General features: G+C 73.3%; 22 protein-coding genes and 3 tRNA genes. 7 read left to right on the top strand and 18 right to left on the bottom strand.

What is annotated here, in order from left to right:
* Positions 1–44: 44 nt before the first annotated feature.
* The 5 genes from AB0399_RS14700 to purS form a co-directional block, all read right to left on the bottom strand.
* Positions 45–356 (bottom strand): pore-forming ESAT-6 family protein, encoded by a 312-nt coding sequence (locus AB0399_RS14700; RefSeq protein WP_328465760.1) that lies wholly within the window; start codon positions 354–356, stop codon positions 45–47.
* 48 nt (positions 357–404) lie between these two features.
* Positions 405–737 (bottom strand): hypothetical protein, encoded by a 333-nt coding sequence (locus AB0399_RS14695; protein WP_328465762.1) that lies wholly within the window; start codon positions 735–737, stop codon positions 405–407.
* A gap of 323 nt (positions 738–1,060) precedes the next feature.
* A complete protein-coding gene (gene purL / locus AB0399_RS14690; RefSeq protein WP_329367689.1) occupies positions 1,061–3,310 on the bottom strand; it encodes a phosphoribosylformylglycinamidine synthase subunit PurL in 2,250 nt (749 codons plus the stop codon).
* Positions 3,307–4,011, bottom strand: coding sequence for a phosphoribosylformylglycinamidine synthase subunit PurQ (gene purQ, locus AB0399_RS14685; RefSeq protein WP_328465766.1), 705 nt, complete (start codon positions 4,009–4,011; stop codon positions 3,307–3,309). The genes purL and purQ overlap by 4 nt, the downstream gene beginning before the upstream one ends.
* Positions 4,008–4,259, bottom strand: a complete 252-nt coding sequence (gene purS / locus AB0399_RS14680; RefSeq protein ID WP_328465768.1) for a phosphoribosylformylglycinamidine synthase subunit PurS — start codon at positions 4,257–4,259, stop codon at positions 4,008–4,010. The genes purQ and purS overlap by 4 nt, the downstream gene beginning before the upstream one ends.
* A gap of 319 nt (positions 4,260–4,578) precedes the next feature.
* Between purS and AB0399_RS14675 the strand changes: the two genes are divergently transcribed.
* The 4 genes from AB0399_RS14675 (at position 4,579) to AB0399_RS14660 (ending at position 5,511) form a co-directional block, all read left to right on the top strand.
* On the top strand, positions 4,579–4,896 hold the full coding sequence (locus tag AB0399_RS14675) for an Lsr2 family protein (protein WP_328465770.1): 318 nt from the start codon (positions 4,579–4,581) through the stop codon (positions 4,894–4,896).
* Between the two features lie 224 nt (positions 4,897–5,120).
* Positions 5,121–5,192, top strand: a tRNA-Gly gene (locus AB0399_RS14670).
* A gap of 58 nt (positions 5,193–5,250) precedes the next feature.
* A tRNA-Gly gene (locus tag AB0399_RS14665) sits at positions 5,251–5,323 on the top strand.
* 112 nt (positions 5,324–5,435) lie between these two features.
* Positions 5,436–5,511 (top strand) — tRNA-Gly (locus tag AB0399_RS14660).
* A gap of 84 nt (positions 5,512–5,595) precedes the next feature.
* On the opposite strand, the gene AB0399_RS14655 is transcribed toward AB0399_RS14660, so the two are convergent.
* The 5 genes from AB0399_RS14655 to purD form a co-directional block, all read right to left on the bottom strand.
* Entirely contained in the window at positions 5,596–6,687 is a 1,092-nt protein-coding gene (locus AB0399_RS14655; protein ID WP_366411501.1) for an esterase-like activity of phytase family protein, read from the bottom strand.
* Positions 6,688–6,901: 214 nt separating this feature from the next.
* Complete coding sequence (locus AB0399_RS14650) at positions 6,902–7,825, bottom strand: phosphoribosylaminoimidazolesuccinocarboxamide synthase (protein WP_366411500.1); 924 nt, start codon at positions 7,823–7,825, stop codon at positions 6,902–6,904.
* 129 nt (positions 7,826–7,954) lie between these two features.
* Positions 7,955–9,460, bottom strand: coding sequence for a N,N-dimethylformamidase beta subunit family domain-containing protein (locus AB0399_RS14645; protein WP_366411537.1), 1,506 nt, complete (start codon positions 9,458–9,460; stop codon positions 7,955–7,957).
* 236 nt (positions 9,461–9,696) lie between these two features.
* On the bottom strand, positions 9,697–11,337 hold the full coding sequence (locus AB0399_RS14640; protein WP_366411499.1) for a hypothetical protein: 1,641 nt from the start codon (positions 11,335–11,337) through the stop codon (positions 9,697–9,699).
* Between the two features lie 314 nt (positions 11,338–11,651).
* The gene (purD, locus tag AB0399_RS14635) at positions 11,652–12,911 is read right to left on the bottom strand and encodes a phosphoribosylamine--glycine ligase (RefSeq protein ID WP_329367681.1); all 1,260 of its coding nucleotides are present in this window, start codon (positions 12,909–12,911) and stop codon (positions 11,652–11,654) included.
* A gap of 217 nt (positions 12,912–13,128) precedes the next feature.
* Between purD and AB0399_RS14630 the strand changes: the two genes are divergently transcribed.
* Entirely contained in the window at positions 13,129–13,878 is a 750-nt protein-coding gene (locus AB0399_RS14630; protein WP_366411498.1) for an SLATT domain-containing protein, read from the top strand.
* A gap of 48 nt (positions 13,879–13,926) precedes the next feature.
* On the opposite strand, the gene AB0399_RS14625 is transcribed toward AB0399_RS14630, so the two are convergent.
* Together AB0399_RS14625 and AB0399_RS14620 are read right to left on the bottom strand one after the other, a co-directional pair.
* A complete protein-coding gene (locus AB0399_RS14625; RefSeq protein WP_329367677.1) occupies positions 13,927–14,574 on the bottom strand; it encodes a hypothetical protein in 648 nt (215 codons plus the stop codon).
* A 55-nt stretch (positions 14,575–14,629) separates the two neighbouring features.
* Positions 14,630–15,313, bottom strand: coding sequence for a GntR family transcriptional regulator (locus AB0399_RS14620; RefSeq protein ID WP_329367675.1), 684 nt, complete (start codon positions 15,311–15,313; stop codon positions 14,630–14,632).
* A gap of 163 nt (positions 15,314–15,476) precedes the next feature.
* Here AB0399_RS14620 and AB0399_RS14615 point away from each other — a divergent pair, with 163 nt between their 5' ends.
* A complete protein-coding gene (locus tag AB0399_RS14615) occupies positions 15,477–17,378 on the top strand; it encodes a protein kinase (protein ID WP_366411497.1) in 1,902 nt (633 codons plus the stop codon).
* A 131-nt stretch (positions 17,379–17,509) separates the two neighbouring features.
* Here the strand turns inward: AB0399_RS14615 and AB0399_RS14610 are convergent, their stop codons facing one another.
* The gene (locus tag AB0399_RS14610) at positions 17,510–18,793 is read right to left on the bottom strand and encodes an adenylosuccinate synthase (protein WP_328465788.1); all 1,284 of its coding nucleotides are present in this window, start codon (positions 18,791–18,793) and stop codon (positions 17,510–17,512) included.
* Between the two features lie 134 nt (positions 18,794–18,927).
* Here AB0399_RS14610 and AB0399_RS14605 point away from each other — a divergent pair, with 134 nt between their 5' ends.
* Positions 18,928–19,755: a diacylglycerol kinase family protein gene (locus AB0399_RS14605; protein ID WP_329367670.1), complete on the top strand. Its 828-nt coding sequence runs from the start codon at positions 18,928–18,930 to the stop codon at positions 19,753–19,755.
* Here the strand turns inward: AB0399_RS14605 and AB0399_RS14600 are convergent.
* From AB0399_RS14600 to AB0399_RS14580, 5 genes are all read right to left on the bottom strand, one after another.
* Positions 19,665–20,057: a MarR family transcriptional regulator gene (locus AB0399_RS14600; protein ID WP_366411536.1), complete on the bottom strand. Its 393-nt coding sequence runs from the start codon at positions 20,055–20,057 to the stop codon at positions 19,665–19,667. The two genes, AB0399_RS14605 and AB0399_RS14600, sit on opposite strands and share 91 nt — an antisense overlap.
* Positions 20,058–20,228: 171 nt before the next feature.
* Positions 20,229–21,581 carry a cytochrome P450 gene (locus tag AB0399_RS14595; protein WP_366411496.1) on the bottom strand — a complete coding sequence of 451 codons (1,353 nt, stop codon included), beginning with the start codon at positions 21,579–21,581 and terminating at the stop codon, positions 20,229–20,231.
* Entirely contained in the window at positions 21,578–22,411 is an 834-nt protein-coding gene (locus tag AB0399_RS14590; protein ID WP_329367666.1) for an MBL fold metallo-hydrolase, read from the bottom strand. The genes AB0399_RS14595 and AB0399_RS14590 overlap by 4 nt, the downstream gene beginning before the upstream one ends.
* The gene (locus AB0399_RS14585; protein WP_366411495.1) at positions 22,408–23,316 is read right to left on the bottom strand and encodes an NUDIX hydrolase; all 909 of its coding nucleotides are present in this window, start codon (positions 23,314–23,316) and stop codon (positions 22,408–22,410) included. Before AB0399_RS14585 ends, AB0399_RS14590 begins: the two co-directional genes overlap by 4 nt.
* Before the next feature lie 103 nt (positions 23,317–23,419).
* On the bottom strand, positions 23,420–23,839 hold the full coding sequence (locus AB0399_RS14580) for a DUF952 domain-containing protein (RefSeq protein ID WP_329367662.1): 420 nt from the start codon (positions 23,837–23,839) through the stop codon (positions 23,420–23,422).
* Positions 23,840–23,923: the final 84 nt, after the last annotated feature.

The raw sequence follows: 23,923 nt of genomic DNA, 5'->3' as shown, positions 1-23,923 counted from the left end.
TCCCGCCTACCGCCGCCGTCAACCGACCCCGGCAACCAGTCCCGTCAACCGATCCCGTCCACCGCTGCCTTCGCCCGCGCGGCCGTCGACTGCGCCGTACCGTCGTTCTGTTCAAGGGTGGTCCGCACGAGCCGGATGATGTCCCGCACCTCGCCCGCCGCCCGGTTCCAGCGAACTTCCTTGCCGTGGTACTCGGCTGACACTCCATCAGCCGTGAAGTCCGCCATCGCCGCCTTGACCGCCTGGTCGCGCTCGGTCAGCACCTGCTCCAGGCGGCTGATGATCCCCTGAAGGCCGCCCTGCACCTCGCTGGACGCGTCCGTGTCGTACGACCTGCGGTCGCTGGAACTTCCCATCGTCGTGTTCCCCCTCCTCGACGTGCCCGCGTTCGCGCGCGGGTCCGGTCAGCGCGCCCCGAAACGGGCGGCGTCGAAGTTCGCGGAGCCCATGTTCTGATGCGCGTTGGACGCCTGCTCCTCGTCGCCGGTTCCGAACGAACGGTCCATGCCGGTCTGTCCGCCGAGAATGGCGCGCAGCGAACCGTTCAGGTCACTGGTGATGCTGTCGGCGCGGGACTTGAACGAGTCGAAGGCCGCCTTGCCCGCGCCGTTGAACTTGCCCTCCAGCGGATCGGCGGCAGCCACCAGCTGCTTGATCAGTACGCCGAGGTCCTCACTGGAACCGGTGGTCTTCTTGGTCAGGTCTGCCAGGGTCGTGGCACCCATGTCGAACTTCATGTGTCCCCCCTCATCACGGTGCACCCGCACGCCACAAGAGCCTTACTCACCGTAAGCCGGGCGGAGTTGAAGCCGCAACGCCGTTCTTGTACCGGTTCTGTGACAGCGGAAGGTCGGTACGCGCGCACGCTCCGCGACGAACTGCCCTCAGGCGAGCGCCGGTTGATTCCGGTTCGCGCGGAACCCACCGCCACCACCTCCGCCACCGCCACGACCGCCACCGCCTCCGCCACGACTGCCGCCGGCCGGCAGCAGCCGACACGACAAGGGCGCCCCCGCCGAAGTCCCGGCGTGGGCGCCCCTGCACCGCAAGTGACGGTCGATCAGGACAGCAGCCCCGGGATCGCCGAGTGGTGAGCCTGCGACAGTTCCGCCAGCGGGATCGTGAACTCGCCCTGGACCTCCAGGGATTCACCGTCGACCACACCGACCCGGGTCGCGGGCAGACCCCGCGCACCGCACATGTCGGTGAAGCGCAGCTCCTCCGAGCGGGGAACGGCGACGAGCGCGCGCCCGGCCGACTCCGAGAGCAGGAAGGTGAACGCTGACAGGCCGTCCGGAACCACCAGCCGGGCACCGTGCCCGCCGCGCAGGCAGGACTCGGTGACCGCGGCGAGCAGCCCGCCGTCGGACAGGTCGTGCGCGGCGTCGACCATGCCGTCGCGCGACGCGGAGATCAGGATCTCGCCGAGCAGCCGCTCCCGCTCCAGGTCCACCGCCGGCGGCAGCCCGCCGAGGTGGTCGTGCACGACCTGCGACCAGACCGACCCGCCGAACTCCTCCCGGGTCTCCCCGAGCAGGTAGAGCAGGTGGCCCTCGTCGGTGAAGGCCATCGGGGTGCGGCGCGCCACGTCGTCGATCACGCCGAGCACGGCGACGACCGGGGTGGGGTGGATGGCCGCCTCACCGGTCTGGTTGTAGAGCGAGACGTTGCCGCCGGTCACCGGCGTGCCGAGCTGGAGGCAGCCGTCGGCCAGCCCGCGGATCGCCTCCACGAACTGCCACATCACGTCCGGGTCCTCGGGCGACCCGAAGTTCAGGCAGTCCGAGATCGCCAGCGGCTTCGCGCCGGTCGCCGCCACGTTCCGGTACGCCTCCGCGAGCGCGAGCTGCGCGCCGGTGTACGGGTCGAGCTTCGTGTAGCGGCCGTTGCCGTCGGTGGCGATGGCGACACCGAGCCCGGTCTCCTCGTTGACCCGGATCATGCCCGCGTCCTCGGGCTGGGCCAGCACGGTGTTGCCCTGCACGAACCGGTCGTACTGGTCGGTGACCCATGCCTTCGACGCCACGTTCGGCGAGGAGAGCACCCGCAGCGCCTGCGCGCGCAGCTCGTCGCCGCCGGCCGGGCGGGCCAGCGCGCCCGCGTCGTCGGCCTGCAGGGCGTCCTGCCAGGCCGGCCGCGCGTAGGGGCGCTCGTACGTCGGGCCCTCGTGCGCGACGGTGCGCGGGTCCACGTCGACGATCTTCTCGCCGTGCCAGAAGATCTCCAGCCGGTCCCCGTCGGTGACCTCGCCGACGACGGTGGCGATGACGTCCCACTTCTCGCAGATGGCCAGGAACCGCTCCACCTTCGCGGGCTCCACCACCGCGCACATCCGCTCCTGCGACTCGCTCATGAGGATCTCCTCGGGCGAGAGCGTGGAGTCGCGCAGCGGTACGTCGTCCAGCTCGACGCGCATGCCGCCGGAGCCGTTGGAGGCCAGCTCGCTGGTGGCGCAGGACAGGCCCGCCGCCCCCAGGTCCTGGATGCCGACCACCAGCTTCTCGGCGAACGCCTCCAGCGTGCACTCGATCAGCAGCTTCTCCTGGAACGGGTCGCCGACCTGCACCGCGGGCCGCTTGCTCGGCTTGGTGGCGTCGAACGTCTCCGAGGCGAGGATCGAGGCGCCGCCGATGCCGTCGCCGCCGGTCCTGGCCCCGTAGAGGATGACCTTGTTGCCGGCGCCGGACGCCTTGGCGAGGTGGATGTCCTCGTGCCGCATCACGCCGATCGCGCCCGCGTTGACCAGCGGGTTGCCCTGGTAGCAGGCGTCGAAGACCAGCTCGCCGCCGATGTTCGGCAGGCCGAGGCAGTTGCCGTAGCCGCCGATGCCGGCGACCACGCCGGGCAGCACCCGCTTGGTGTCGGGGTGGTCGGCCGCGCCCATCCGCAGCGGGTCGACCACGGCGACCGGCCGCGCGCCCATCGCGATGATGTCGCGCACGATGCCGCCGACCCCGGTGGCCGCGCCCTGGTAGGGCTCCACGTACGAGGGGTGGTTGTGCGACTCGACCTTGAAGGTGACCGCGTAGCCCTCGCCGACGTCGACCACGCCGGCGTTCTCCCCGATGCCGACGAGCAGCGCGTCGGTCTTCGGGGCCTTCACACCGAACTGCTTCAGGTGCACCTTGCTCGACTTGTACGAGCAGTGCTCCGACCACATCACCGAGTACATCGCCAGCTCGGCCCCGGTCGGGCGGCGGCCCAGGATCTCCCGGACCCGCTGGTACTCGTCCTCCTTGAGGCCGAGCGCCTTCCACGGCAGCTCCACGTCAGGGGTCTGCTCGGCGTGCTTCACCGTATCGAGGGTCACGCGCTTACCAACTTCTTGAGTACCGACGTGAAGAAGCCGAGCCCGTCGGTACGGCCGGTGCCGATCAGCGACTCGACCGCGTGCTCCGGGTGCGGCATGAGGCCCACCACGTTGCCCGCCGCGTTGGTGATCCCGGCGATGTCGCGCAGCGAGCCGTTCGGATTGCCGTAGCCGTCCGCGGCCGGGCCGTCGGTGGCGTAGCGGAAGACCACCCGGCCCTCCGCCTCCAGCTCGTCCAGCACGCGCGCGTCGGCGGTGTAGCGGCCGTCGATGTTCTTCAGCGGGATGGAGATCTCCTGGCCCGCCGCGTAGTCCGCGGTCCAGGCGGTGCCGCCGGTCTCGACCCGCAGCTTCTGGTCGCGGCAGACGAAGTGCAGCTCGGTGTTGCGCAGCATCGCCCCGGGCAGCAGATGCGCCTCGGTGAGCACCTGGAAACCGTTGCAGATCCCCAGCACCGGCATTCCGGCCCGCGCCTGCTCGATGATCGACTCCATCACCGGCGAGAAACGGGAGATCGCCCCGGCCCGCAGATAGTCGCCGTAACTGAACCCGCCGGGCAGAACCACCGCGTCGACCTGCTTCAGGTCCTTGTCGCGGTGCCACAGCGGGACCGCTTCCCCGCCGGCCACCCGGACGGCACGCTGCGTGTCGCGGTCGTCAAGAGTCCCCGGGAATGTGACGACGCCGATGCGCGCAGTCACGACTCCACCTTTACATTGAAGTCCTCGATCACGGTGTTGGCGAGAAAGGTTTCCGCCAACTCCCGAATACGGGCGAGCGCTGCGTCGTCGACGGGGCCGTCGACCTCCAGCTCAAAGCGCTTTCCCTGGCGGACGTCGGAGATCCCGTCGAAGCCGAGCCGGGGCAGCGCACGCTGTACGGCCTGGCCCTGGGGGTCGAGGATCTCCGGCTTGAGCATGACGTCGACTACGACGCGTGCCACTGGCACTCCCGATGGTGTGGTGCGTGAGGTTCTCTCAGCCTACCGGGTGAGGAAATCTACGCGAGTAGATATACCGCACCACCACATCCGCCGCAGATCGCCGATCACGTTTGGATATCAGCTGGCAGAATATCTGGGTAAAGCCGCGGCGGAAAACATAAGGTCCCCGAAGCGAAGAGGCTTGCGGCGCGGATGCGGCGGGAATTAACAGCAGCAACGGGTATCTCCACCGCCTCATTCACCCTCGGGCGCCCCGGTCGCGGACCCCGCGTGGGCCCGGCCCCGTCGCGACGCAGGCAGCCGGCACAAGAAAGGACCGATCCCTATGGCGCAGCGCGTACTGGTCACCCTCGCCGACGATCTCGACGGCGGCGACGCCGAGGAGACGATCGCATTCGGCGTCGACGGCCAGTGGTACGAGATCGACCTCTCGTCGAGGAACGCGGACAGGCTGCGCAAGGAACTCGCTCCCTACGTGGAGGCCGGCCGCCGCCGCACCCTTTCCGGGCACGCCTACAAGCGGACCCCGATCGCGCCCACCCCGGCGACCGTCCGCGCCTGGGCGCAGTCCAACGGCTTCGAGGTGCCGGCCCGCGGCCGCATCCCGAAGAAGGTCTACGAGGCGTTCAACAAGGCGGACTGAGCAGGGAGTCGGCGGCCGGCCGGCGTTCGCGGCGGCGGTCCGGTGGGCCGCGGTCCGGGCGTGGTGCGTCGGCGGACCGGGGCGGGGTGGCGGCTCCGGCCGCCGCTCTCCCAACACCCGCTCCCCGCCCGGCCGGTGTCGATTGGACAGCCACCCCCGGTCGTCCGCTAGTCTGAGGGCACACCGCAGGACGGGGCCGAAAAGCCCAGGTCAGCGGAGGTCACGCGGGTGTAGCTCAGTAGTAGAGCGCCCCCCTTCCAGGGGGGAGGCGCAGTGTGCGATTCCTGTCACCCGCTCTGATCACCAACTCGTTCGGCCCTTGGCGGCCGATCGGGTACAGTGGTCGCAGCGCATGCGGACGTGGCTCAGTTGGTAGAGCATCACCTTGCCAAGGTGAGGGTCGCGAGTTCGAATCTCGTCGTCCGCTCAGAAGAGAAGCCTCAGACCGACGGTCTGGGGCTTTTCGTTGCCCTCCGGCCGCCGGCCCACCCCGTTTTCCTCGGCACCGCCGGGTATCGGGTACAGTATCGGCACGCCCTGCGGACGTGGCTCAGTTGGTAGAGCATCACCTTGCCAAGGTGAGGGTCGCGAGTTCGAATCTCGTCGTCCGCTCCAGCAGGAGGAAGGCCCCGGTCACTTCGACCGGGGCCTTCGCCGTGTCCGCGGTGCGCGTCGGGTCCGCAGCGCGCGCCGGGTCCCTCAGCGCCGGGGCAGCCGTGCGGTCAGCGCGTAGAACCGGGTGGTCTGCGTGGCGCCCTGGTTGTCGTCGCTGACGAGCAGCAGGCGCAGCGCGCCGCCGGGCGCGTGCCCGGTGACGGCCATGCCCTCGATGTTGTCCAGCAGCGGGTTCGGCTGGGGCTGCTTGGCGGTGGCGCCGAGGGAGGGGCAGTCGCCGATGTCGGCGAGCAGGGTCTTCGGCATGACCTTGACGTTCCGCTGCCCGGTCAGGTCGGTGACGCGGCTGACATCGCCGGCGCGGCCCGGGTCGGCCAGGTAGAGCCGTATGGTGTTGCCGACTCCCGCGGTGAACCCGCGCTCCAGCACCAGCAGCCGGCCGTCACCGGTGGCCGCGATGTCGGACACCCCCAGGAGCGTGCCGTTGGCGTCGGTGTCCACGTGGTAGGCGTACTGCCGCCCGAGCGTGAAGTCCCGGCCGTTTCCGCCGCGCTGCCAGGTCTGGAACCGTACGAGATCGTGGTTGTCGCCGGACAGCGCGCCCTCCATGGACGCGACCAGCGTGCGGCCGCCGGGCTGGAACGCCAGCCCCTCGAAGGTGAGGTTGGAGGTGGCCCGCCCGGCGGGGGCGACCTTCAGCGCGTCGGGCACCGGCAGGCTGCCGAGGATCTGCGATCCGTCCCGGCTGTAGCGCCGGATCGTCGGCTCGACCTCGGAGGTGATCAGCCGGGTGCCGTCCCGGTCGACGGCCAGGGCCTCGGAGTCGAGCGGCTGGCCCTTCTCGTCGGCGAGCGGGACGACCTTCTCCGGGGCGAGGTCGCCCAACGTGCGGCCGCTCAGCGTGAACAGCGACGACCGGTCGGAGAGCGCGTCCAGGGTGCCGTGCGCGTCCGGAGCGAGCGCGGAGAGGTTGCCGACGAAGGTGCCGTCGAAGGTCGTCTTGTCCAGGGCGTCGGAGAAGCCGCTGATCCGGACGTCCGGGGAGCAGTTGCCCGCCGCCGGCTTTCCGGGCCGGTCCGCCGGTCCGCCATGGGCCTGGGCGGTGCCCCCGCCGGCGAGGCAGGCCATGGCGGTCAGCAGGACGGTCGGGCCGGCGAGAAGAACCTTTGCGCGCACAGTGACACTCCACGTTGGGTGGCAGGAGTCCTTACGCCGCCTGATTCTCCACGGCTTTGCCCGCCGCGGGGTGAAACAGGGACCCACGAGAAGCCGAACGACAGGGGGGGCCGCCGCGCCGCCGGTGCAGGTGCCGGTGCCGGCAACTGGTGCCGGCGGCGCGGTCGGAGGCGAAGCGGAACCCTGGCCGCGCGGGCGCCGCAGGTCGCCGCGGCTACGCCCAGGGCAGTCCGGTCAGCCGTTCGTACACCTCGATGTAGCGGGCGCGGGAGTGGTCGACGACGGCCGCAGGCAACTCGGGCGGGGGCTGCTCGCTGTGCCGGTCCCAGCCGGAGGCGGACGAGGTGAGCCAGTCGCGGATGAACTGCTTGTCGTACGAGGGCTGTGCGTGCCCGGGCTCCCACCCGTCGGCGGGCCAGAAGCGGGAGGAGTCCGGGGTGAGCACCTCGTCGGCGAGCACCAGGGGCGCGCCGCCCTCCCGGTCCGCGGCCGCGTCGTCGTAGCCGAACTCGAACTTCGTGTCGGCCAGGATCAGCCCGCGCTCGGCGGCGACGTCACGGGCCCGGGTGTAGACCGCGAGCGTGTTCTGCCGCAGCAGCGCGGCGGTCTCCGCGCCGACCTGGCGGGCCACCTCCTCGTACGACACGTTCTCGTCGTGCTCGCCGACCGCGGCCTTGGTCGCCGGGGTGAAGATCGGCGCGGGCAGCTCCGAGCCGTCGACCAGGCCCTCGGGCAGCGCGACGCCGCACACGGTACGGCTGCGGTCGTACTCGACCAGGCCGGAGCCGGCCAGGTAGCCGCGGGCCACCGCCTCGACCGGGACCATCCGCAGCGCACGGCAGACCATGGTGCGCCCCTCCCAGTCGGCGGGCGCGCCGGCCGGCACCTCGGTGGAGACCACATGGTTCGGCACCAGGTCCGCGAGCTGGTCGAACCACCACAGCGACAGCCGGGTCAGCACCCTGCCCTTGTCCGGGATGAGGGTGGGCAGCACCCAGTCGTACGCGGAGATGCGGTCACTGGCCACCATCACCAGCTCGCCGGCGTCGTTCCGGTACAGGTCCCGCACCTTCCCGGTGTGCAGGTGAGTCAGGCCGGGCACCTGGACGGGCTCGGGCTTGTCGACGAATCCGGGCATGGGTGGGTCCTCCCCAGTCGGTGGCTCGACTCCGATTCTCGCCTACCCGGGAGGTGGCGGCGTGCAAGGGCCCGCCCCCGGCCCCGCGCGCTCCGGTTCGCTCGGTCCCGCTTGCTCGGTTCCGCTTGCTCAGTCCCGCTTGCAGATCCGGTCCAGCAGGTTCGCCGTCGCCCGCTGCACGCGCGGGTCCACGTGGCCGGGCCGGTCGAGCGCCGGCGACCAGGCGAAGGTGCCGGAGGCGAAGACGTACGCCCCGCTGGGCGCGCGGTACAGCGACGTCTCCTGGTGGCACATCCGGCCGTCGGTCGCCTCGTACGGGGAGTGGGCGAGCAGGATGCGCTCGGTGGAGTCCGGCAGCGGGGTGCGCGGGAAGTAGCGGTCGGCCTCGCCCGCGACCAGTCCGGGGATCTCGGTGCCCTCGGTCGCGCCGGTGGCCTCCCACAGCCAGTGGTCGGCGTTGCGCACCACCAGCGGCGCGGGCTGTGGCACCCGCCCGGCGTACTGCACGCCGATCAACTGCTGCTCCGGCTCGCCCTGGTCGCGCCACAGCGCGGTGCGGCCCTTCGCCGCCTCGCCCTGGCCGCTCTCGGCCCGGCGCTTGCGGCAGGTCAGCAGCCGGTCGGGGCCGCCGTCGGCGGCCGGCGCCAGGTCCACCTGCCAGTACATGGTGTTCGCGGAGAGGAAGACCAGCGAAGTGCCGGCCGCGCGGGCCTCCTCGGCGGCCCGGCGCATCGGGCGGGACCAGTACTCGTCGTGGCCGGGGAAGATCAGCGCCCGGTAGCGGGTCGGGTCGATCCGGCCCGCGTGCAGGTCGCGGGCGTCGGCGTACGCGAGGTCGTAGCCGTACCGCTCGGCGTACCGGACGAAGTCGTAGGCGTGCCCGATGTGCAGGGGCAGGCCGGCGCCCGCGTAGGGGCGGTCGAAGGAGACGGTGGTGGCCGCCTCCTCCTCGCCGAGCAGCCGGCCCTCGGGGTCCCAGGCGTGGTAGAGGCTGGCGCCGGTCCTGCCGTCCTCCGGGTACAGGTTGTACGCCTGCCAGGTGATGTCCGGCAGCAGGAGCAGCAGGTCGGCCGGGGCCTCCAGATCCCGCACGGTGAACGGCACATGGCTGCGGTAGCCGTCCGCGGTGGTCAGCACCGCGACGTACGCGCCGGTCTTCCAGTACGGCGGGATGTGCAGCCGCCAGGACTGCCACCAGTGGTGGCACGAGACGGTACGGCCCGCCGCGAGCGGGGCGGGCTGCGCGATGCCGGACAGCCGGGGGCTCGCGGTGACCTGGGCGGCGCCGTCGCCGCCGTAGTGGCCGATCCGGTAGACGTCGACGGTGAACTCCTGGGGCGGGTCCACGGTGATCCTGAAGTCGATCGCCTGCCCGGGTGCCGCGGCGGCCTCCGCGGCGAAGCCCTTGATCTGGCGGCGCACGTCGTCCGCGGTGCGCGGGCCCGGCAGGTGCGGCTTGCGCGGTGCCTTGCCGTTGCTCGCGGCGAGGTCCACGTACCACGGCACCACCTGGCCGTCGTCGCCCGGATACTGCGGCTCGCCCCTCAGCCAGGGCAGCGGGCCCTGTCCGAACGGGTCCGAGACCCCATGCGCCAGCGCCCCCGACTCCCATCGCCGTACTTCCCCCACGCCGATCGCCTCCCCGCGCCAACCACTTCCCGCGCCAACCACTTCCCGCGCCGCCGGGTGCAACGGTGCGGTCTGCTCACGCCCAGCACATCACACAATGCACCCTGACAGTCACGTTTCGTACAGTTTCCCTCTTCTCAAGTTGTTCCGTACGGCGGGGTGGGGGTTTGCGGTACTCCCCCGGCGCGCCACCGAGGGCCGGTCCGGGAGCCGACCGGACCAGGCAACCCCGGGCGGTCCCGCTACGGCAGCCGCAGCGGCTTGTCCGGGCGGATGGGGGTGCCGCCGACCCAGGCGCGCAGCGGGGCCGGGTCACCGCTCTCCACCAGGTGCAGCACGGCCGCGGTCAGCTCGCTGCGGCGGACCCCGGGCATGCGCAGCGCGGGACCGTCGAGCCAGTCGAGCCCGGCGCCGGCGCCCGCGGTGTCGACGGCGGCGCAGCAGACCAGCGCCACCACGTGGTCGACCAGCAGCTCGCGCCCGGTCCGCTGGGGCACGAGCGGATACGCGGCGGCCGCATCCGCGTACGGCCCGAGCGGCGGCGCCGCCTCCAGCCGGGCGGCGACCTCCTCGCCCTGCTGCCCGCCGGCGACGGCGAGCCGGTCGATGACCCGCTCCAGCGTCACCGCGCCGAAGGGCGCCTCGCCCTCCCCGCCGACCAGCAGCGCGCGACCGGCGGCGGCCGGGGAGGAGACCGCGGCCGCGGGTTCGACGGCGGACGGCCGCATCTCCTCGATCACCCGTATCAGGCGGCCGGCCTCCTCGCGCCAGAGCCGGTCCACGACCTCGGCGGGGTAGCGGGCCCAGCCCACCGGTTCCCAGCCGGGCCTGGCCCGGTCCGGGCCGCCGTGGAAGATCCGCGCGGCCAGCAGGGAGACCGCCTCGTCGACGGTGCCGGGCTCCTCCAGCAGGTCGCAGGCCGGGCGCTCGCCCAGCCGGGTCTCGAAGCCGTCGGCGAGCCGGTCGCGCCGGGACAGCTCGGTGAGCGCGGCGACCACGCCCGCGTGCAGCCGGGACGGCCAGCGGCCGATCCGCCAGGCGGGCAGCGCGACCCGGGTGAGCAGCCGGTCCCAGCCCGCGTAGGCGAGCCCGACCTGCTCCTGGGCGACGATCCGCAGTCCGTAGTCGACCGCCTGGGCACGCTCGGAGGCCGAGGCGGCGACCCCGCGCTCCATCTCCGCCGCGTGGACCCGGCAGGCGCGCAGCAGCAGCCGAGCGACCCAGCCGAGGAAGGCGTACACCGGGCGGCCCAGCACCCCCCGCCCGCCGGGGCGGGCGCTGCCCTGGGCGGCGACGGCGGCCGCCGCGTCCAGGCCGCGGACGAAGCGGCGGGCCGCGGATATCTCCGGGTCGGCCGAGGGGGCGGTGCCGGCGACGACGGGCGCGAGCAGGGCGCGCAGCTCCGCGATCCGCATCCACCACATGAAGGGCGAGCCGACCACGAGGACCGGTCCCGGGCGCCGCTCGGCGTCGGTCCCGCCGGCCTTGTGCCTGCGGTCCTCCAACCAGCTGTCGCAGTCGGGAGTCAGCTCTATCGACGAGGGCGGCGGCACCTGGAGCCGGTCGGCGAGGTCCCGGACCATCAGGTACAGGTCGGGCGCGGCGGACTCGGCGACCGGGACGGTGGGGCTGACCGCGGGCTCGGCGCGGACGATCACGGCGGCGACGGCCGCGGCCACCGCGAGCACGAGCAGGGCGACACCGGTCAGCCCCCAGCGCACGCCGTCCCACGCCGGGCCGTCGATCCGGCCGGTGGCCCGGCCCGCGTGCAGCACCACCGCGGCCGCCGCGGGCAGCAGGGCGACGGCGAGCGCCGATCCGCGCAGCCTCAGCACCGCGCCCGCACGTGCCCGCGCAGCGGCCTCACCTGCTTCTCCGGCCATCGGCTGGCACCCCCTGCGCTGGCGGTGGCCGCCTCGGTGACGGCCTCTCCCCACTGTCGCACCGCCCACCGACATCGCAATGCCGTACGGCTGTTTGCCGCAATGCCCCCGGGGTGCGCCTTTCGGGCACCATAGTTGGGTGCCGGGGAGGAGTCAGCCGTATGGCCCAGGCATCACTCCTTGGAGTGGCTTTCGGGCAGACGTCGCACTCTCGCGCAGATGTGCCGCAGGGGTGCCGCACGGGTACCGCCGGGGTGACCGCGCGGTGCTGCCGCCCGGCGCGGTCGGCAGCTCGGTCCTGGGCGGGCGGCGGCTCAGTCCTGGGCGGCCTCGGCCGCCTTCGCGGCGATGTCACCGCGGTGGTGGCCGCCGTCGAGGCCGATCCGCCCGACCGCGCGGTAGGCACGGTCGCGGGCCTTGGCCAGGCTCGCTCCGGTGGCCGTGACCGACAGCACCCGGCCGCCCGCCGAAACGACCCGTCCGTCGTCCGCCGTACGGGTACCGGCGTGCAGGACGTAGGCGTGCTCGTCCTGCTCGGCGACATCGGCGAGCCCGGTGATCGGGTCGCCGGTGCGCGGGGTGTCCGGGTAGTTGTACGACGCGATGACCACGGTGACCGCCGCGCCGTCGCTCCAGCGCAGCTCCGGCCAGGCGGCGAGCTGGCCGGTGGCGGCCGCCCGCAGCAGCCCCGCCAGCGGGGTGCGCAGCCGGGCCAGCACCACCTGGGTCTCGGGGTCGCCGAAGCGCGCGTTGAACTCGATCACCCGCACGCCGCGCGAGGTGATCGCCAGTCCCGCGTAGAGCAGCCCGGCGAAGGGGGTGCCGCGCCGCCGCAGCTCGTCGACGGTCGGCTGGAGCACGGTCCGCTCCACCTCCTCGACCAGCTTCGGGTCGGCCCACGGCAGCGGTGAGTACGCGCCCATGCCACCGGTGTTGGGGCCCTCGTCGGCGTCCAGGGCGCGCTTGAAGTCCTGCGCGGGCTGGAGCGGCAGCACCGTCTCGCCGTCGGTCACCGCGAACAGCGACACCTCGGGCCCGTCGAGGAACTCCTCGATCACCACCCGGTCGCAGGCCAGCGCGTGCGCCCGGGCGGTGGCCAGGTCCTCGGTGACCACGACGCCCTTGCCCGCCGCGAGCCCGTCGTCCTTGACGACGTAGGGCGCGCCGAAGGCGTCCAGCGCCGCGTCGATCTCCTCGGGCGTGGTGCAGACGTAGGACCGGGCGGTCGGCACCCCGGCCGCGGCCATCACGTCCTTGGCGAACGCCTTCGAGCCCTCCAGCGCGGCGGCCTCCCGGGACGGGCCGAAGCAGTCGATGCCCCGCTCCCGTACGGCGTCGGCGACCCCGGCGACCAGCGGCGCCTCGGGGCCGACGATCACGAAGTCGGCGCCGAGTTCCCCCGCGAGGCCGGCGACGGCGGCACCGTCCATGATGTCGACCGGGTGCAGCTCGGCGACCTCCGCGATGCCGGCGTTGCCGGGGGCGCAGTGCAGCGAGGTGACCTCGGGGTCGAGGGACAGGGAACGGCACAGGGCGTGTTCGCGGGCACCGCCGCCGATGACAAGGACCTTCACGCGCACCAGGGTAGTGGGCCCGGCCGGGCCCGGCCGCCCTCACTCTTTCGAGCGACGGCGACAAGCGGCCTATACCTGATCACACGGGCCTTACGGGGCGAATTCCGGATATCGGTGCATCTGGCTCAGCCGTTCGGCGGTAAGAAGGGAACTTCAACCGGCGGGTGCCGGGTACTTCGGGTACGCCCGGTGCGCAGCAGTCGAGGGAGCCTTCGCAGTGAGCCAGCCTGACATGTTTCCCGAGGGGGCTTCTCGGGACGAGCCCTCGCGGCGGGCGCTGCACCGTCACCCCGACGACCTTCGGGCGCTGCCCCTCCCGCTCGGCGACTGGGCCGAGCCCGCCGAGCGCCTCCAGGAGCTGTACCGCTGGGCCGAGGACGGCGCCCTGCGCACCGCGGACTGGTACCTGCGCGGCCGCCTGCCGAAGCGGCGGGCCGCCCGCGTGCTCCGGCTATGCGCCACCGTCTGCGGCGCGGCCGCCGCCGCGCTCCCGCTGATCGAACTCGCCGACGGCGGCAGGTCGCCGGCCCGCTGGGGCTACCTCGCGCTGCTGCTCGCCGGTGCGTGCGTCGCCGCCGACCGCCTGCTCGGGCTCACCACCGGCTGGATGCGGGACGTCGCGACCGCGCAGGCCGTGCAGCGCCGCATCGAGGCGCTCCGCTTCGACTGGGCCGCCGAGAGCGTCCGCGAAGTGCTCGGGCCCACCGAGGGGACCGCCGCCGAGGCCGCCGAGCGCTGCCTCACGGTCCTGCGCGGCTTCTGCGAGGACATCGCCGACCTCGTCCGCGTGGAGACCTCCGGCTGGATGGTGGACTTCGGCGCCCACTCCGCCGCGGCCGCCCTCCGCAGCCAGTCCCCCGCCCCACCCCCCGCTCCCCGTCCCACCCCGCCCTCGGGCCTGCGCCTCCCCCACCCCAGCACCCGCCCCACCATGCCCCGCCAACGCCCCCCGGAAGCGCCGAGGTGAGCTGTGCGGGCTGTCTGGGCACCGAACGGCTGTCCGTGGGGGGGCCGTTCAGCTGAAGACGATCATCGAGCCCTGGCCGAGGGAGCGGGTGGCGGCGGCGTGGAGGCCGAGCCAGACGTGGTGTTCGCGGGCGAAGGGACCCGTGGCGGTGGGGGTGAGCGCGGGCTCTTCGAGGGTGGTGTGGCGGGCCGGGGGCTCGGGGGCGGCCGGGGGCCTCGCCGGGTCGATCCCGATGGCGGGCGCGACGAAGTCGAGCTCGCGCAGCAGGCCGTGGCTGGAGCCGAGCGGACCGCCGCCTTCGAGGAGCTCGTCGTTGACGACGGGTTGGGGGAAGTCGAGGGGGACGTAGGCGCCCGCGTGGTCGTAGTGCCAGACCAGGTGCGAGGTCTGCGCGGTGGTCTCGAACATCTCCAGCAGTTCCTCGTAGTCGCCGCCGAGCGCGTCGACCGGGGTGACTTCGAGGCCCTGGAGGGCCAGCAGGTAGGCGCGGCGCAGGAAGTGCAGCGCGTCGTAGTCGAAGCAGGCCACCGGCGCCACGTCGCCGGAAAGCCCCGGCATGTAGTTGTAGACGGGCACGGGCGGCTGGCCCGCCTCGGCCAACGCCTTGTCGTAGCGGGCGAGTTCCTCGGAGAACGGGTTTTCCGGGCTGTGGCACAGCACATCCACGAGAGGCACGAGCCACAGGTCGCAGGCCACGAAGCAACTCCATCCGGTCGGGGGCGTACAGCCTAAGGCGACGGGACAGGTCGCGTCAGGAGCGTGCCAGGGCGAGCCTCTCGACCAGCGCGAGAGTGTGCTCGCCGTACTCGTGGGTGAGTTGGAGCGCGGTGGCGGTGTCGCGCTCGGCGACCGCGTCGACCAGGGCGACGTGGCCGGACCAGCACACGCCCGCGAGGTCGGTCAGCGAGCGGAGGTGCGGCACCGCGTAGATCCACGCCTGGGCGCGCACCCGGTCCAGGAACTCGCTCAGGTGCGGGTTGCCGCCCATGGCCGCGAGCTCGCGCCAGAACCGCAGGTCGCAGCCGATCAGTACGTCCAGGACGCCGGCCTGCGCGGCGCGTACGGCGGCCTCGGCGCGGCGCCGTACGGACGCGATGGCGTCGGGCGACGGGTCGGCGGCACCGTACTCGGTCATCCAGCGGAAGGCCGCGTCCACGACGAGGGTGCGGGCCTCGGTGAGCGAGCGGAAGTCGGCGGCGGTGAACTGCCGGACCTGGAAGCCGCGGTGCTGCTCGACCTCCAGCAGGCCCTGCGCGGCGAGGTCGACGAGGGCTTCGCGCACCGGGGTGGCGGAGACCCCGTAGGTCTCGGCGATCTCCTTGACGGTGAAGTGCCGCCCGGCCTGGAGCCGGCCGGTGAGGATCTCGTCCCGCAGGGCGTCGGCGATCTGCTGGCGCAGGCTGCTGCGCCGCACCTGCGGCCCGCCGTCCCGCATACCGCCTCCTCGCCGTAACCAGCCGTCACTGCGGTGCCCGCCGCACCCTCGCACACCATAGGCGACTGGCGTTCGTATGCTTATTCTTCGCCGTGAAGGCTGGGCCGTTGCGACCGGCGGCGATCTGCGGCCGGGGTGGCGGAGAGCGGGGGCAGGACGGGCGATGGACGAGCTGAGGACCGACGATCCGCGCTGGATCGGTGCGTACCGACTGCTGGGGAGGCTCGGCTCCGGCGGGATGGGGCAGGTCTTCCTGGCCAGGTCGCAGCGCGGCCGTACGGTCGCGGTGAAGGTGGTGCGGGCGCATCTGGCGGAGCAGGAGGAGTTCCGCACCAGATTCCGGCGCGAGGTGCGTGCGGCACGGAAGGTCGGCGGGCGCTGGACGGCGCCGGTGCTCGACGCCGAGACCGAGGCGGACGTCCCGTGGGTGGCCACCGGTTACGTGCCCGGGCCGTCGCTCCAGCAGGTCGTCGCCAAGGAGTACGGGCCGCTGCCGGAGCACTCGGTCCGCGTCCTGGCGGCGGGGCTGACCCACGCCCTGGCCGACATCCATGGCGCCGGGCTGGTGCACCGCGACCTCAAACCGTCCAACGTGATGATCACGATCGACGGCCCCCGGGTGATCGACTTCGGTATCGCCCGCGCCCTGGAGACGGTCGCCGACTCGTCGCTGACCAGTACCGGGGCGATGATCGGGTCGCCCGGGTTCATGTCACCCGAACAGGTGAGGGGCGACCGCGTCACCCCCGCCTGCGACATCTTCTGCCTCGGCTCGGTGCTGGCCTACGCCGCCACCGGACTCCAGCCGTTCGGCGCGGCCTCCAGCGGGGTGCACGCGCAGATGTTCCGCATCGTGCAGGAACCGCCGGACCTGGACGCCGTACCGGAGGGACTGCGCGCCCTGGTGGCCGCCTGCCTGGCCAAGGAACCGGACGCACGGCCGTCCCTCGCGGACGTACGGCGGCTGCTCGGCGAGGACGGTGCGCAGGACGCCGACGCGGACGGGGAGCCCTGGCTGCCCGGGGCGATCGTCGCTCGGCTGGGGCGGCACGCGGTGCGGCTGCTGGAGTTGGAGGCCGAGGTGGAGGCGCCGCTGGAGGCTCCCGCGGAGTCGGCCGAGACCATGGTGCTGACCCGTGCCAAGGTGCGGCCCGGCGCGAGGGCGGCGGAGCCGCCGGCCGGGTTCACGGCAGGTGCCGCGGGGGAACCGGCGGTCGCGCAGCCGGTGCCCGCGCAGGAACCGGCGGTCGCGCAGCCGGCAGTCGCACAGGAACCCGCGGTCGCGCAGCCGGCAGTCGCACAGCCGGCGGTCGCGCAGGAACCGGTGGTCGCGCAGCCCGCAGTCGCGCAAGAACCCGCGGTCGCGCAGCCGGCGGTCGCGCAGGCAGCGGTGCCGCCTACCGCGCCGCTGCCGCAGATGACCGGCGCGCCCGGGCCGGTGCCGGGTCCCGTAGCGGCGCCGGGGGCCCCGAAGGCGCCGGGCGGGATGCCCGCGCCGCCTGGACCGGCGGAACCCGAGCCGCCGGCGCCTCGCCGCAAGCGCTGGCCGCTCGTGGCGGCGGGGGTGGCCCTCGTGCTCGTGGCGGGCGGGGCGACCGCGTACGTCGCGACGCGTGACGGCACCGACGACAAGGCCGGTCCGGGGCCGACCCCTTCGACGAAGGCGCCCTCGACGGCCCCCTCCGGCGCGGCGCCTACGGGCCCGTCGACACGGGAGCCGATACCGATGGGCGCCGGCGGGCTGCGCGAGATGGTGGGCACCTGGCGGACCTCGTTCACCAGCGCCGACAACGGCGACAACACGCGGACGCTGACGGTGCACGAGAACGGCGACGTGGAGCTGTCGGGTGACAGCGCGTCGTACTCCTGCTTCTGGGACATGAAGGTGACCGCGCCGGGGCCGCCGGTGGAGCTGAGCGCGTCGAAGGTGGTCAGCGGCACGCCCGCGTCCTCCTGTGCCCCGGGCGACGCCAGCGAGCTGAGCCTGGTCGACTCGACCCACCTTCAGCGCAGCGACCTGGACGACGGCAAGGCGCCGCTGACGTACACCAAGGTCGACGGCTGACACGTCGGGTCCACAGGCGCGTCGGGACCTACGGGTAAGCCCCGCTCACCAGGGTGGGCGGGGCTTACCTGTGCGTGGCACGCGGGGGGCGCGCGGCGGCTCGGCCTCAGGGTTCGCGAACCCGGAGGACCTCAGAGGAAGGAGTTGATCTCGATCGTCTCGTCCCGGCCGGGGCCGACCCCGATCGCCGAGATCGGCGCGCCCGACATCTCCTCCAGCGCCTTCACGTAGTCCCGCGCGTTCTTCGGCAGATCGGCGAGGGACTTGGCGCCGGTGATGTCCTCCGACCAGCCGGGCAGGTACTCGTAGATCGGCTTCGCGTGGTGGAAGTCGCTCTGGCTGTAGGGGAGTTCGTCCACCCGGCGGCCGTCGACCTCGTAGGCCACGCAGACCGGGATGCGCTCCCAGCCGGTGAGGATGTCCAGCTTGGTGAGGAAGAAGTCGGTGAGGCCGTTGACTCGGGTCGCGTAACGGGCGATCACCGCGTCGAACCAGCCGCAGCGACGGTCGCGTCCGGTGGTGACGCCGAACTCGCGTCCGATGGTGCGGAGCTTGTCGCCGTCCTCGTCCAGCAGCTCGGTGGGGAACGGTCCGGAGCCCACACGCGTTGTGTACGCCTTGAGGATACCGATCACCCGGGTGATCTTGGTGGGGCCGACACCGCTGCCGGTGCAGGCACCGCCGGACGTCGGGTTCGACGAGGTGACGAAGGGGTAGGTGCCGTGATCGACGTCCAGGAGCGTGCCCTGCCCGCCTTCCATGAGCACGACCTTGCCGGCGTCCAGCGCGTTGTTCAGCACCAGCGTGGTGTCGGCGACGAAGTCCTTGATCTGCGCCGCGTAGCCGAGGTACTCCTCGACGACCTGTTCGGTGGTGATGGCCCGCCGGTTGAAGATCTTGACCAGGATCTGGTTCTTGTCCTGGAGCGCGGCCTCGACCTTCTGCTGAAGGATCGATTCGTCGAAGAGGTCCTGCACCCGGATGCCGACCCGGTTGATCTTGTCCGCGTAGGCCGGCCCGATGCCGCGGCCCGTGGTGCCGATCTTCCGGTTGCCCAGGAAGCGCTCGGTCACCTTGTCGATGGTCTGGTGGTACGGCGTGATCAGATGGGCGTTGCCGCTGATCAGCAGTTTGGACGTGTCGACGCCGCGCTCGTTGAGTCCGCTCAGCTCGGAGAGCAGGACCTTCGGGTCGACGACGACACCGTTGCCGATCACCGGGACACAGCCCGGTGACAGGATTCCGGAGGGGAGCAGATGCAGTGCGTACTTCTGGTCGCCGACGACGACCGTGTGACCGGCGTTGTTACCGCCCTGGTAACGCACCACGTAGTCCACTGAGCCGCCGAGCAGGTCGGTGGCCTTCCCCTTGCCCTCGTCACCCCACTGAGCACCGAGCAGCACAAGTGCGGGCACAGGCGTACACCCCTTCCGGGCGGGGCATGTCCAACGTGCAGAGAGCCGTCGAACCTGCCCCGGAATAGACGAAGCCCCTGACGCAAAGGCGCAAGGGGCTCTTGCACCAAGACTTTACCTGAGGAAGGACCAAGGTGTCGGCTCACGTCCCGGCCGGGCATCCCCTGCTCGTGGTCATCGACCCCGCCGCACGCGCCACCGACGGCGAATCCGTCCGGATCGCCAAGGATGTGCTGTGTGCGGGCGCGGCCTCCGTGAAGATGGCGTTCCCCGAGTCCGCCGAGGAGGCCGAGCGGGCGCTCGCCCATCGCGGCCGGCGCCATCTGGTGGTGCTGGGCGACGACGCGGCCCTGCTGCGCACGGTCAACGCGCTGCGGCGCGAGCGCACCCTGCACGACTCCCCGCTGTCGGTGGTGCCGATCGGGCCGCGCTCCACGCTGGTGCGCGCGCTGGGGGTGCCGGTGCAGGTGCCCGCGGCGGCCCGCGCGGTGCTCGACGGCGTGGAGCGCGAGCTGGACCTGCTGGTCGACGAGAGCGGCGGCATCGTGCTCGGCACGCTCAGCCTGCCGTGCGGCTCACCGGTCGCGCACACCGCCGCGCACTGGTGGACGCCGGTGGAGAAGACCGCCCGCTCCCTGGTGCGCACGCTGACCTCACCGATCCCGGTCAACGGCAATCCGCCGCCGCGCCGCCAGCGGCTGCGGGTCGAGGCCGACGGAGTGCTGCTCGCCGACCTGGACGAGCCGGTGCACGAGGTGTCGGTGCGGCCCGCGCCCACCGGGCTCGCCGAGATCTTCGTCCGCCGCACCCCGGGCTCCGCGCAGGTGCGCGCCCGGGCGCGCACCATCACCGTCTCCGGCCGCGACTTCCGCTACCGGGCCGACTCGGCGATCACCGGTCCGGTGCGGTCGCGTACGTGGACGGTGGAGCCGTCGGCATGGCGGCTGACGGTGCCGCGGTAAGGCCGGGCCCGGGGGCGGGCATGAGGTGGGTCGCCAGGGCCGGCCGGGTGTTCGGTCCGCGGCCCTGCCCGGTACCGCTCGCGGCGTGAGCCGGGCTCCCGCTCGCGGACGAGCATGCCCACCTGCGCGAGGTACCGCACCGCACCGGACACGGCGGCGGGGCTGACCTGGAGCCGCTCGCCCGGTTCCGCGGAGCTGAGGGCGCCGTCCTCGGAGGCCGGCAAGGCGGCGAAGACCCGGGCGGGCATGCGCTGCGTCCCGGCCTCGACCATCTCGGCGGCGAACCGCTCGACGAAGGTCATCACCTCGGGCTCGGTACCGTTCGGCCGCGCGGGCACCAGCGTGGCGGCGTCGCCGTACGCCTGGCTGATATGCGCCGCCGCCGTGGCGCTCACGGCGGGCCTGGCCGGGCTGCGGCGCCGGGACCTGGGCGGGGGCTGAAGGCCGGCCCCCGCCCGGGTGGGAGACCGCCGTCACCAGGTGACGAGCAGCTGTTCCGGGCCGCGGATCACGTAGCCGGGGCGCCAGGCGGGCTCCTCGACCAGCCGCATGCCGGGGGCTTCGCGCAGGAAGGTGCCGAAGGACGCGGTGAGTTCGAGCCGGGCCAGCGGCGCGCCCAGGCAGAAGTGGATGCCGGCGCCGAAGGTGACGTGCTTGTTGCCGGCCGCGGGCCGGGTGATGTCGAAGCGGTCGGGGTCGGGGAAGCGGGCCGGGTCGCGGTTGGCGGAGCCGAACAGCAGGGCCACCTCGGAGCCGCGCGGGATGGTGGTGCCGCCGATCTCGATGTCGTCCAGCACCCAGCGCTCGAAGAGCTGGAGCGGGGTGTCGTAGCGCAGCATCTCCTCGACGGCGCCGCGCAGCAGTTCGTCGCCGGCCGAGGCGCCGGCGGAAGTGCCGGCGGCGGCCGTGGTGACGGCTCCGGCGGTGGCGTCGCTCAGCAGGCGCAGCTGGTCGGGGTGCCGGAAGAGCTGGAGCCAGCCGAGCGTGGTGGTGTTGACGGTGGCCTCGTGGCCTGCGTTGAGGAGCAGCACGCAGGTGGAGATCATCTCCTGCTCGCTGAGCACGTCTCCGTCGTCGTGTGCGGCGATCAGGGCGCTGATCAGGTCCTCGCCGGGGGCGCGGCGGCGGGTGGCGATCAGGCCGCGCAGGTAGTCGGAGAACTCCTCGCTGGCCCGCACCGCGAGCCGGGCGGTCTCCTCGGACGGGTTCAGCTCGAACATGCCGGTGATGGCCGCCGACCACGGGCGCAGCAGGGCGCGGTCGGCGGGCGGCACCCCCAGCATCTCGGCGATGACCGCGACCGGCAGCGGCTCGGCGACGCGGGCCAGCAGGTCGCCGCCGCCGTCCGCGCGCAGGGCGGCGATCAGCTCGGCGGCGAGCCGGTGCACGGTCGGCGCGAGGTCGTCCACCATCCGCGGGGTGAACGCCTTGGCGACGAGGCGGCGGATACGGGTGTGCACGGGCGCTTCGAGGTCCAGCATCCCGTTGCCGTTGAGGGTGGTGAACGGTTCGTGCGCGGGCGGCGGCGCCTGGCGGCCGAACTCCTCGTGGCTGAAGCGGTGCAGGTAGGTGCGGCCGAGCCGGCGGTCCCGCAGCAGGGCGCTGACGTCGTCGTAGTGCGGGACGAGCCACTGGTCGGTGGGGTCGAAGCGGTGCGCGCGGCCGGCCGCCCGCAGGGCCGCGTAGGCGGGGTAGGGGTCCTGGACGAAGGAGGGTGACCAGGGCGCGAACAGGGCGGTGGCGGGGGCGGTGGCCTCGTCGGCCGGGGACCCGGCCGGGGACGCGGGAGAGGACGGCGAGGGCGAGGGCGAGGGCTGAAGTGTCATGGCAGTTCGATGAGTCCGTGTTCGCGCAGGTAGTCGAGTTGGGCACGGACCGACAGCTCGGCGGCGGGCCAGAGCGCGCGGTCGACGTCGGCGTAGACGTGGGCGACCACGTCGGCAGGGGTGCGCAGGCCGGACTCGACGGCGGTCTCGACCTGGGCCAGGCGGTGCGCGCGGTGGGCGAGGTAGAACTCGACGGCGCCGCGCGCGTCGTCGAGCACCGGGCCGTGGCCGGGCAGCACCGTGGACACCTCGGCGTCCACGGTGAGGGACTGGAGCCGGCGCAGGGAGTCCAGGTAGTCGCCGAGGCGGCCGTCGGGGTGGGCGACCACGGTGGTGCCGCGCCCCAGCACGGTGTCGCCGGTGAGCACCGCCCGGTCGGCCGGCAGGTGGAAGGAGAGCGAGTCGGCGGTGTGGCCGGGGGTGGCGATCACCCGCAGTTCCAGGCCGCCGGTGGTCACGGTGTCGCCCGCGGCCAGTCCCTCGTCGCCCAGCCGCAGCGCCGGGTCGAGGGCGCGGACCGGGGTGCGGGTCAGCTCCGCGAAGCGGGCGGCGCCTTCCGCGTGGTCCGGGTGGCCGTGGGTGAGCAGGGTCAGCGCGATCCGCCGGCCGTGCTGCTCGGCGGTGGCGATCACCCGGGCCAGGTGCTCCTCGTCCAGCGGACCGGGGTCGATGACGACCGCCAGCGGGGAGTCGGGCTCGGCGACGATCCAGGTGTTGGTGCCGTCGAGCGTCATCGGCGACGGGTTGGGCGCCAGGACGCACAGCGCGCGGGCGGTGGCGGAGCCGCCGACGGTGGGCTGCGGGCGGCCCGGCGGCTGGGTGGCGGTCACGGCTGCTCCCGGCTGAACTCGTCGTGGCCGGGCCAGGTCAGCACGACCCGGCCGTCGTCGTCCAGGGACGCCCGCGCGATCACCGGGGTCAGGTCCCGGTCGGCCGCCGCGGCCAGCGCGTCGGCCGCGCGTCCGTACGGCAGCAGCGAGCGGAGGGTGGCGAGGGTGGGCGGGAGCATCGCCATCTCGCCGCGGGCGTGGCCCTCGACCGCCTCGGCCGGGCGCAGCCAGACGGTGTGGTCGGCCTCGCCGGAGACGTCGCGGGTGCGCTGGCCTGATGGCAGGAGGGCCAGGAAGAACCAGGTGTCGTAGCGCCGCCGCTCGAACTCCGGGGTGATCCAGCGCGCCCACGGGGCGAGCAGGTCCGAGCGCAGCACCAGGTCCCGGGCGGCCAGGAAGTCGGCGAAGGCGAGGTCGTGGGCGACCAGGGCGGCGCGGTCGGCCTCCCACCGCGGCCCGGTGGTGTCGGCGACCACGCTCTCGCCGTCGGGCCCGGCCAGCAGCACCCCGGCTTCCTCGAAGGTCTCGCGGACCGCCGCGCAGACCACCGCCTGCGCCTGGCCCGCGGGCACGCCGAGCGTGCGCGCCCACCACTCCAGCGGCGGTCCGGCCCACCGCACCGGCCGCTCGTCCCGCGGGTCGACCCCGCCGCCGGGGTACGCGTACGCACCCGCGGCGAAGGCCATGGACGCGCGGCGGCGCAGCATGTGGACGGCGGGGCCGCCGCTCTCCCCCGCGGACGCGCCGCCCGCCTCGCCGGCACGGGTGCCGCCCGCCTCGGGGTCGCGCAGCAGCAGCACGGTCGCGGCGGGTCGCGCGTCGACCGGGACCAGTTCGCCGCGGGCCAGGGCGCGGACGCGCTCGGCCCAGTCGGCGGTGGAGGAGGCACCGTTCATGCTGCTCATGGCCGGAGCCTACGTGCCCGCGGCGATTTGTTCGAGGGTCACCCGAACGGCTGTGGACAACCCCGCGCCACGGCCTCGGTTACGGCCCCGGCGACAGCCCCGGTTACGGCCCTGGCCACGGCTCCACCGCGACCACCGCGGTGACCGGCAGCGGGCCGTAGATGTGCGGGAACTCCTCGCCGCCCGGGACCGGTGGTTCGTAGCGGACCGGCACGTCGAGCCGGTCCACCGCGATCACCAGGACGACCAGGTCGGTACGGGCCGGCTCGGCGCCGTAGAGCAGCGCGGCGACCGCCGGGAGCTGGTGGCGCAGCGAGCAGTGGATGAAGCCGACGTCGCCGAGGGTGCGGTCGCGGGTGGACAGTTCGTAGCTGCCCATCGCGCGAGCCTCGTCCCACAGCGCGCGCTCGGTGAGGTGCAGGATCAGGTCCGACCGCGCCGGTGCGGCGCCGTCACCCCTGCCCGTGCCCGAGTCCGCGCTGTCCTCCGCAGCGCCGGCACCTTCGTGCGTGCCCTCGCCCACCGCGCCGCCCTCCCGTCGCGTCCTCAACCGTCGCCGTACCAGCATCGCCGTACCGGCGCCGCCCGGCCACCCGTCCGGCCACCG

This window comes from Streptomyces sp. NPDC088194, assembly GCF_040702025.1.
GTDB lineage: Bacteria > Actinomycetota > Actinomycetes > Streptomycetales > Streptomycetaceae > Actinacidiphila.
Note: the sequence above shows the minus strand (reverse complement) of the source record. Positions and strands in the feature narration are given on the sequence as shown.

Excerpts from the sequence above, each read along its gene's own strand:
- AB0399_RS14600 (WP_366411536.1), bottom strand. The coding sequence starts at position 20,057 with ATGACCTTCGTCGAGCGGTTCGCCGCCGAGATGGTCGAGGCCGGGACG.
- AB0399_RS14595 (WP_366411496.1), bottom strand. The coding sequence starts at position 21,581 with ATGACACTTCAGCCCTCGCCCTCGCCCTCGCCGTCCTCTCCCGCGTCC.
- AB0399_RS14675 (WP_328465770.1), top strand. The coding sequence starts at position 4,579 with ATGGCGCAGCGCGTACTGGTCACCCTCGCCGACGATCTCGACGGCGGC.
- AB0399_RS14615 (WP_366411497.1), top strand. The coding sequence starts at position 15,477 with ATGGACGAGCTGAGGACCGACGATCCGCGCTGGATCGGTGCGTACCGA.
- AB0399_RS14700 (WP_328465760.1), bottom strand. The coding sequence starts at position 356 with ATGGGAAGTTCCAGCGACCGCAGGTCGTACGACACGGACGCGTCCAGC.
- AB0399_RS14585 (WP_366411495.1), bottom strand. The coding sequence starts at position 23,316 with ATGAGCAGCATGAACGGTGCCTCCTCCACCGCCGACTGGGCCGAGCGC.
- AB0399_RS14695 (WP_328465762.1), bottom strand. The coding sequence starts at position 737 with ATGAAGTTCGACATGGGTGCCACGACCCTGGCAGACCTGACCAAGAAG.
- AB0399_RS14650 (WP_366411500.1), bottom strand. The coding sequence starts at position 7,825 with ATGCCCGGATTCGTCGACAAGCCCGAGCCCGTCCAGGTGCCCGGCCTG.
- AB0399_RS14640 (WP_366411499.1), bottom strand. The coding sequence starts at position 11,337 with ATGGCCGGAGAAGCAGGTGAGGCCGCTGCGCGGGCACGTGCGGGCGCG.
- AB0399_RS14620 (WP_329367675.1), bottom strand. The coding sequence starts at position 15,313 with ATGCGGGACGGCGGGCCGCAGGTGCGGCGCAGCAGCCTGCGCCAGCAG.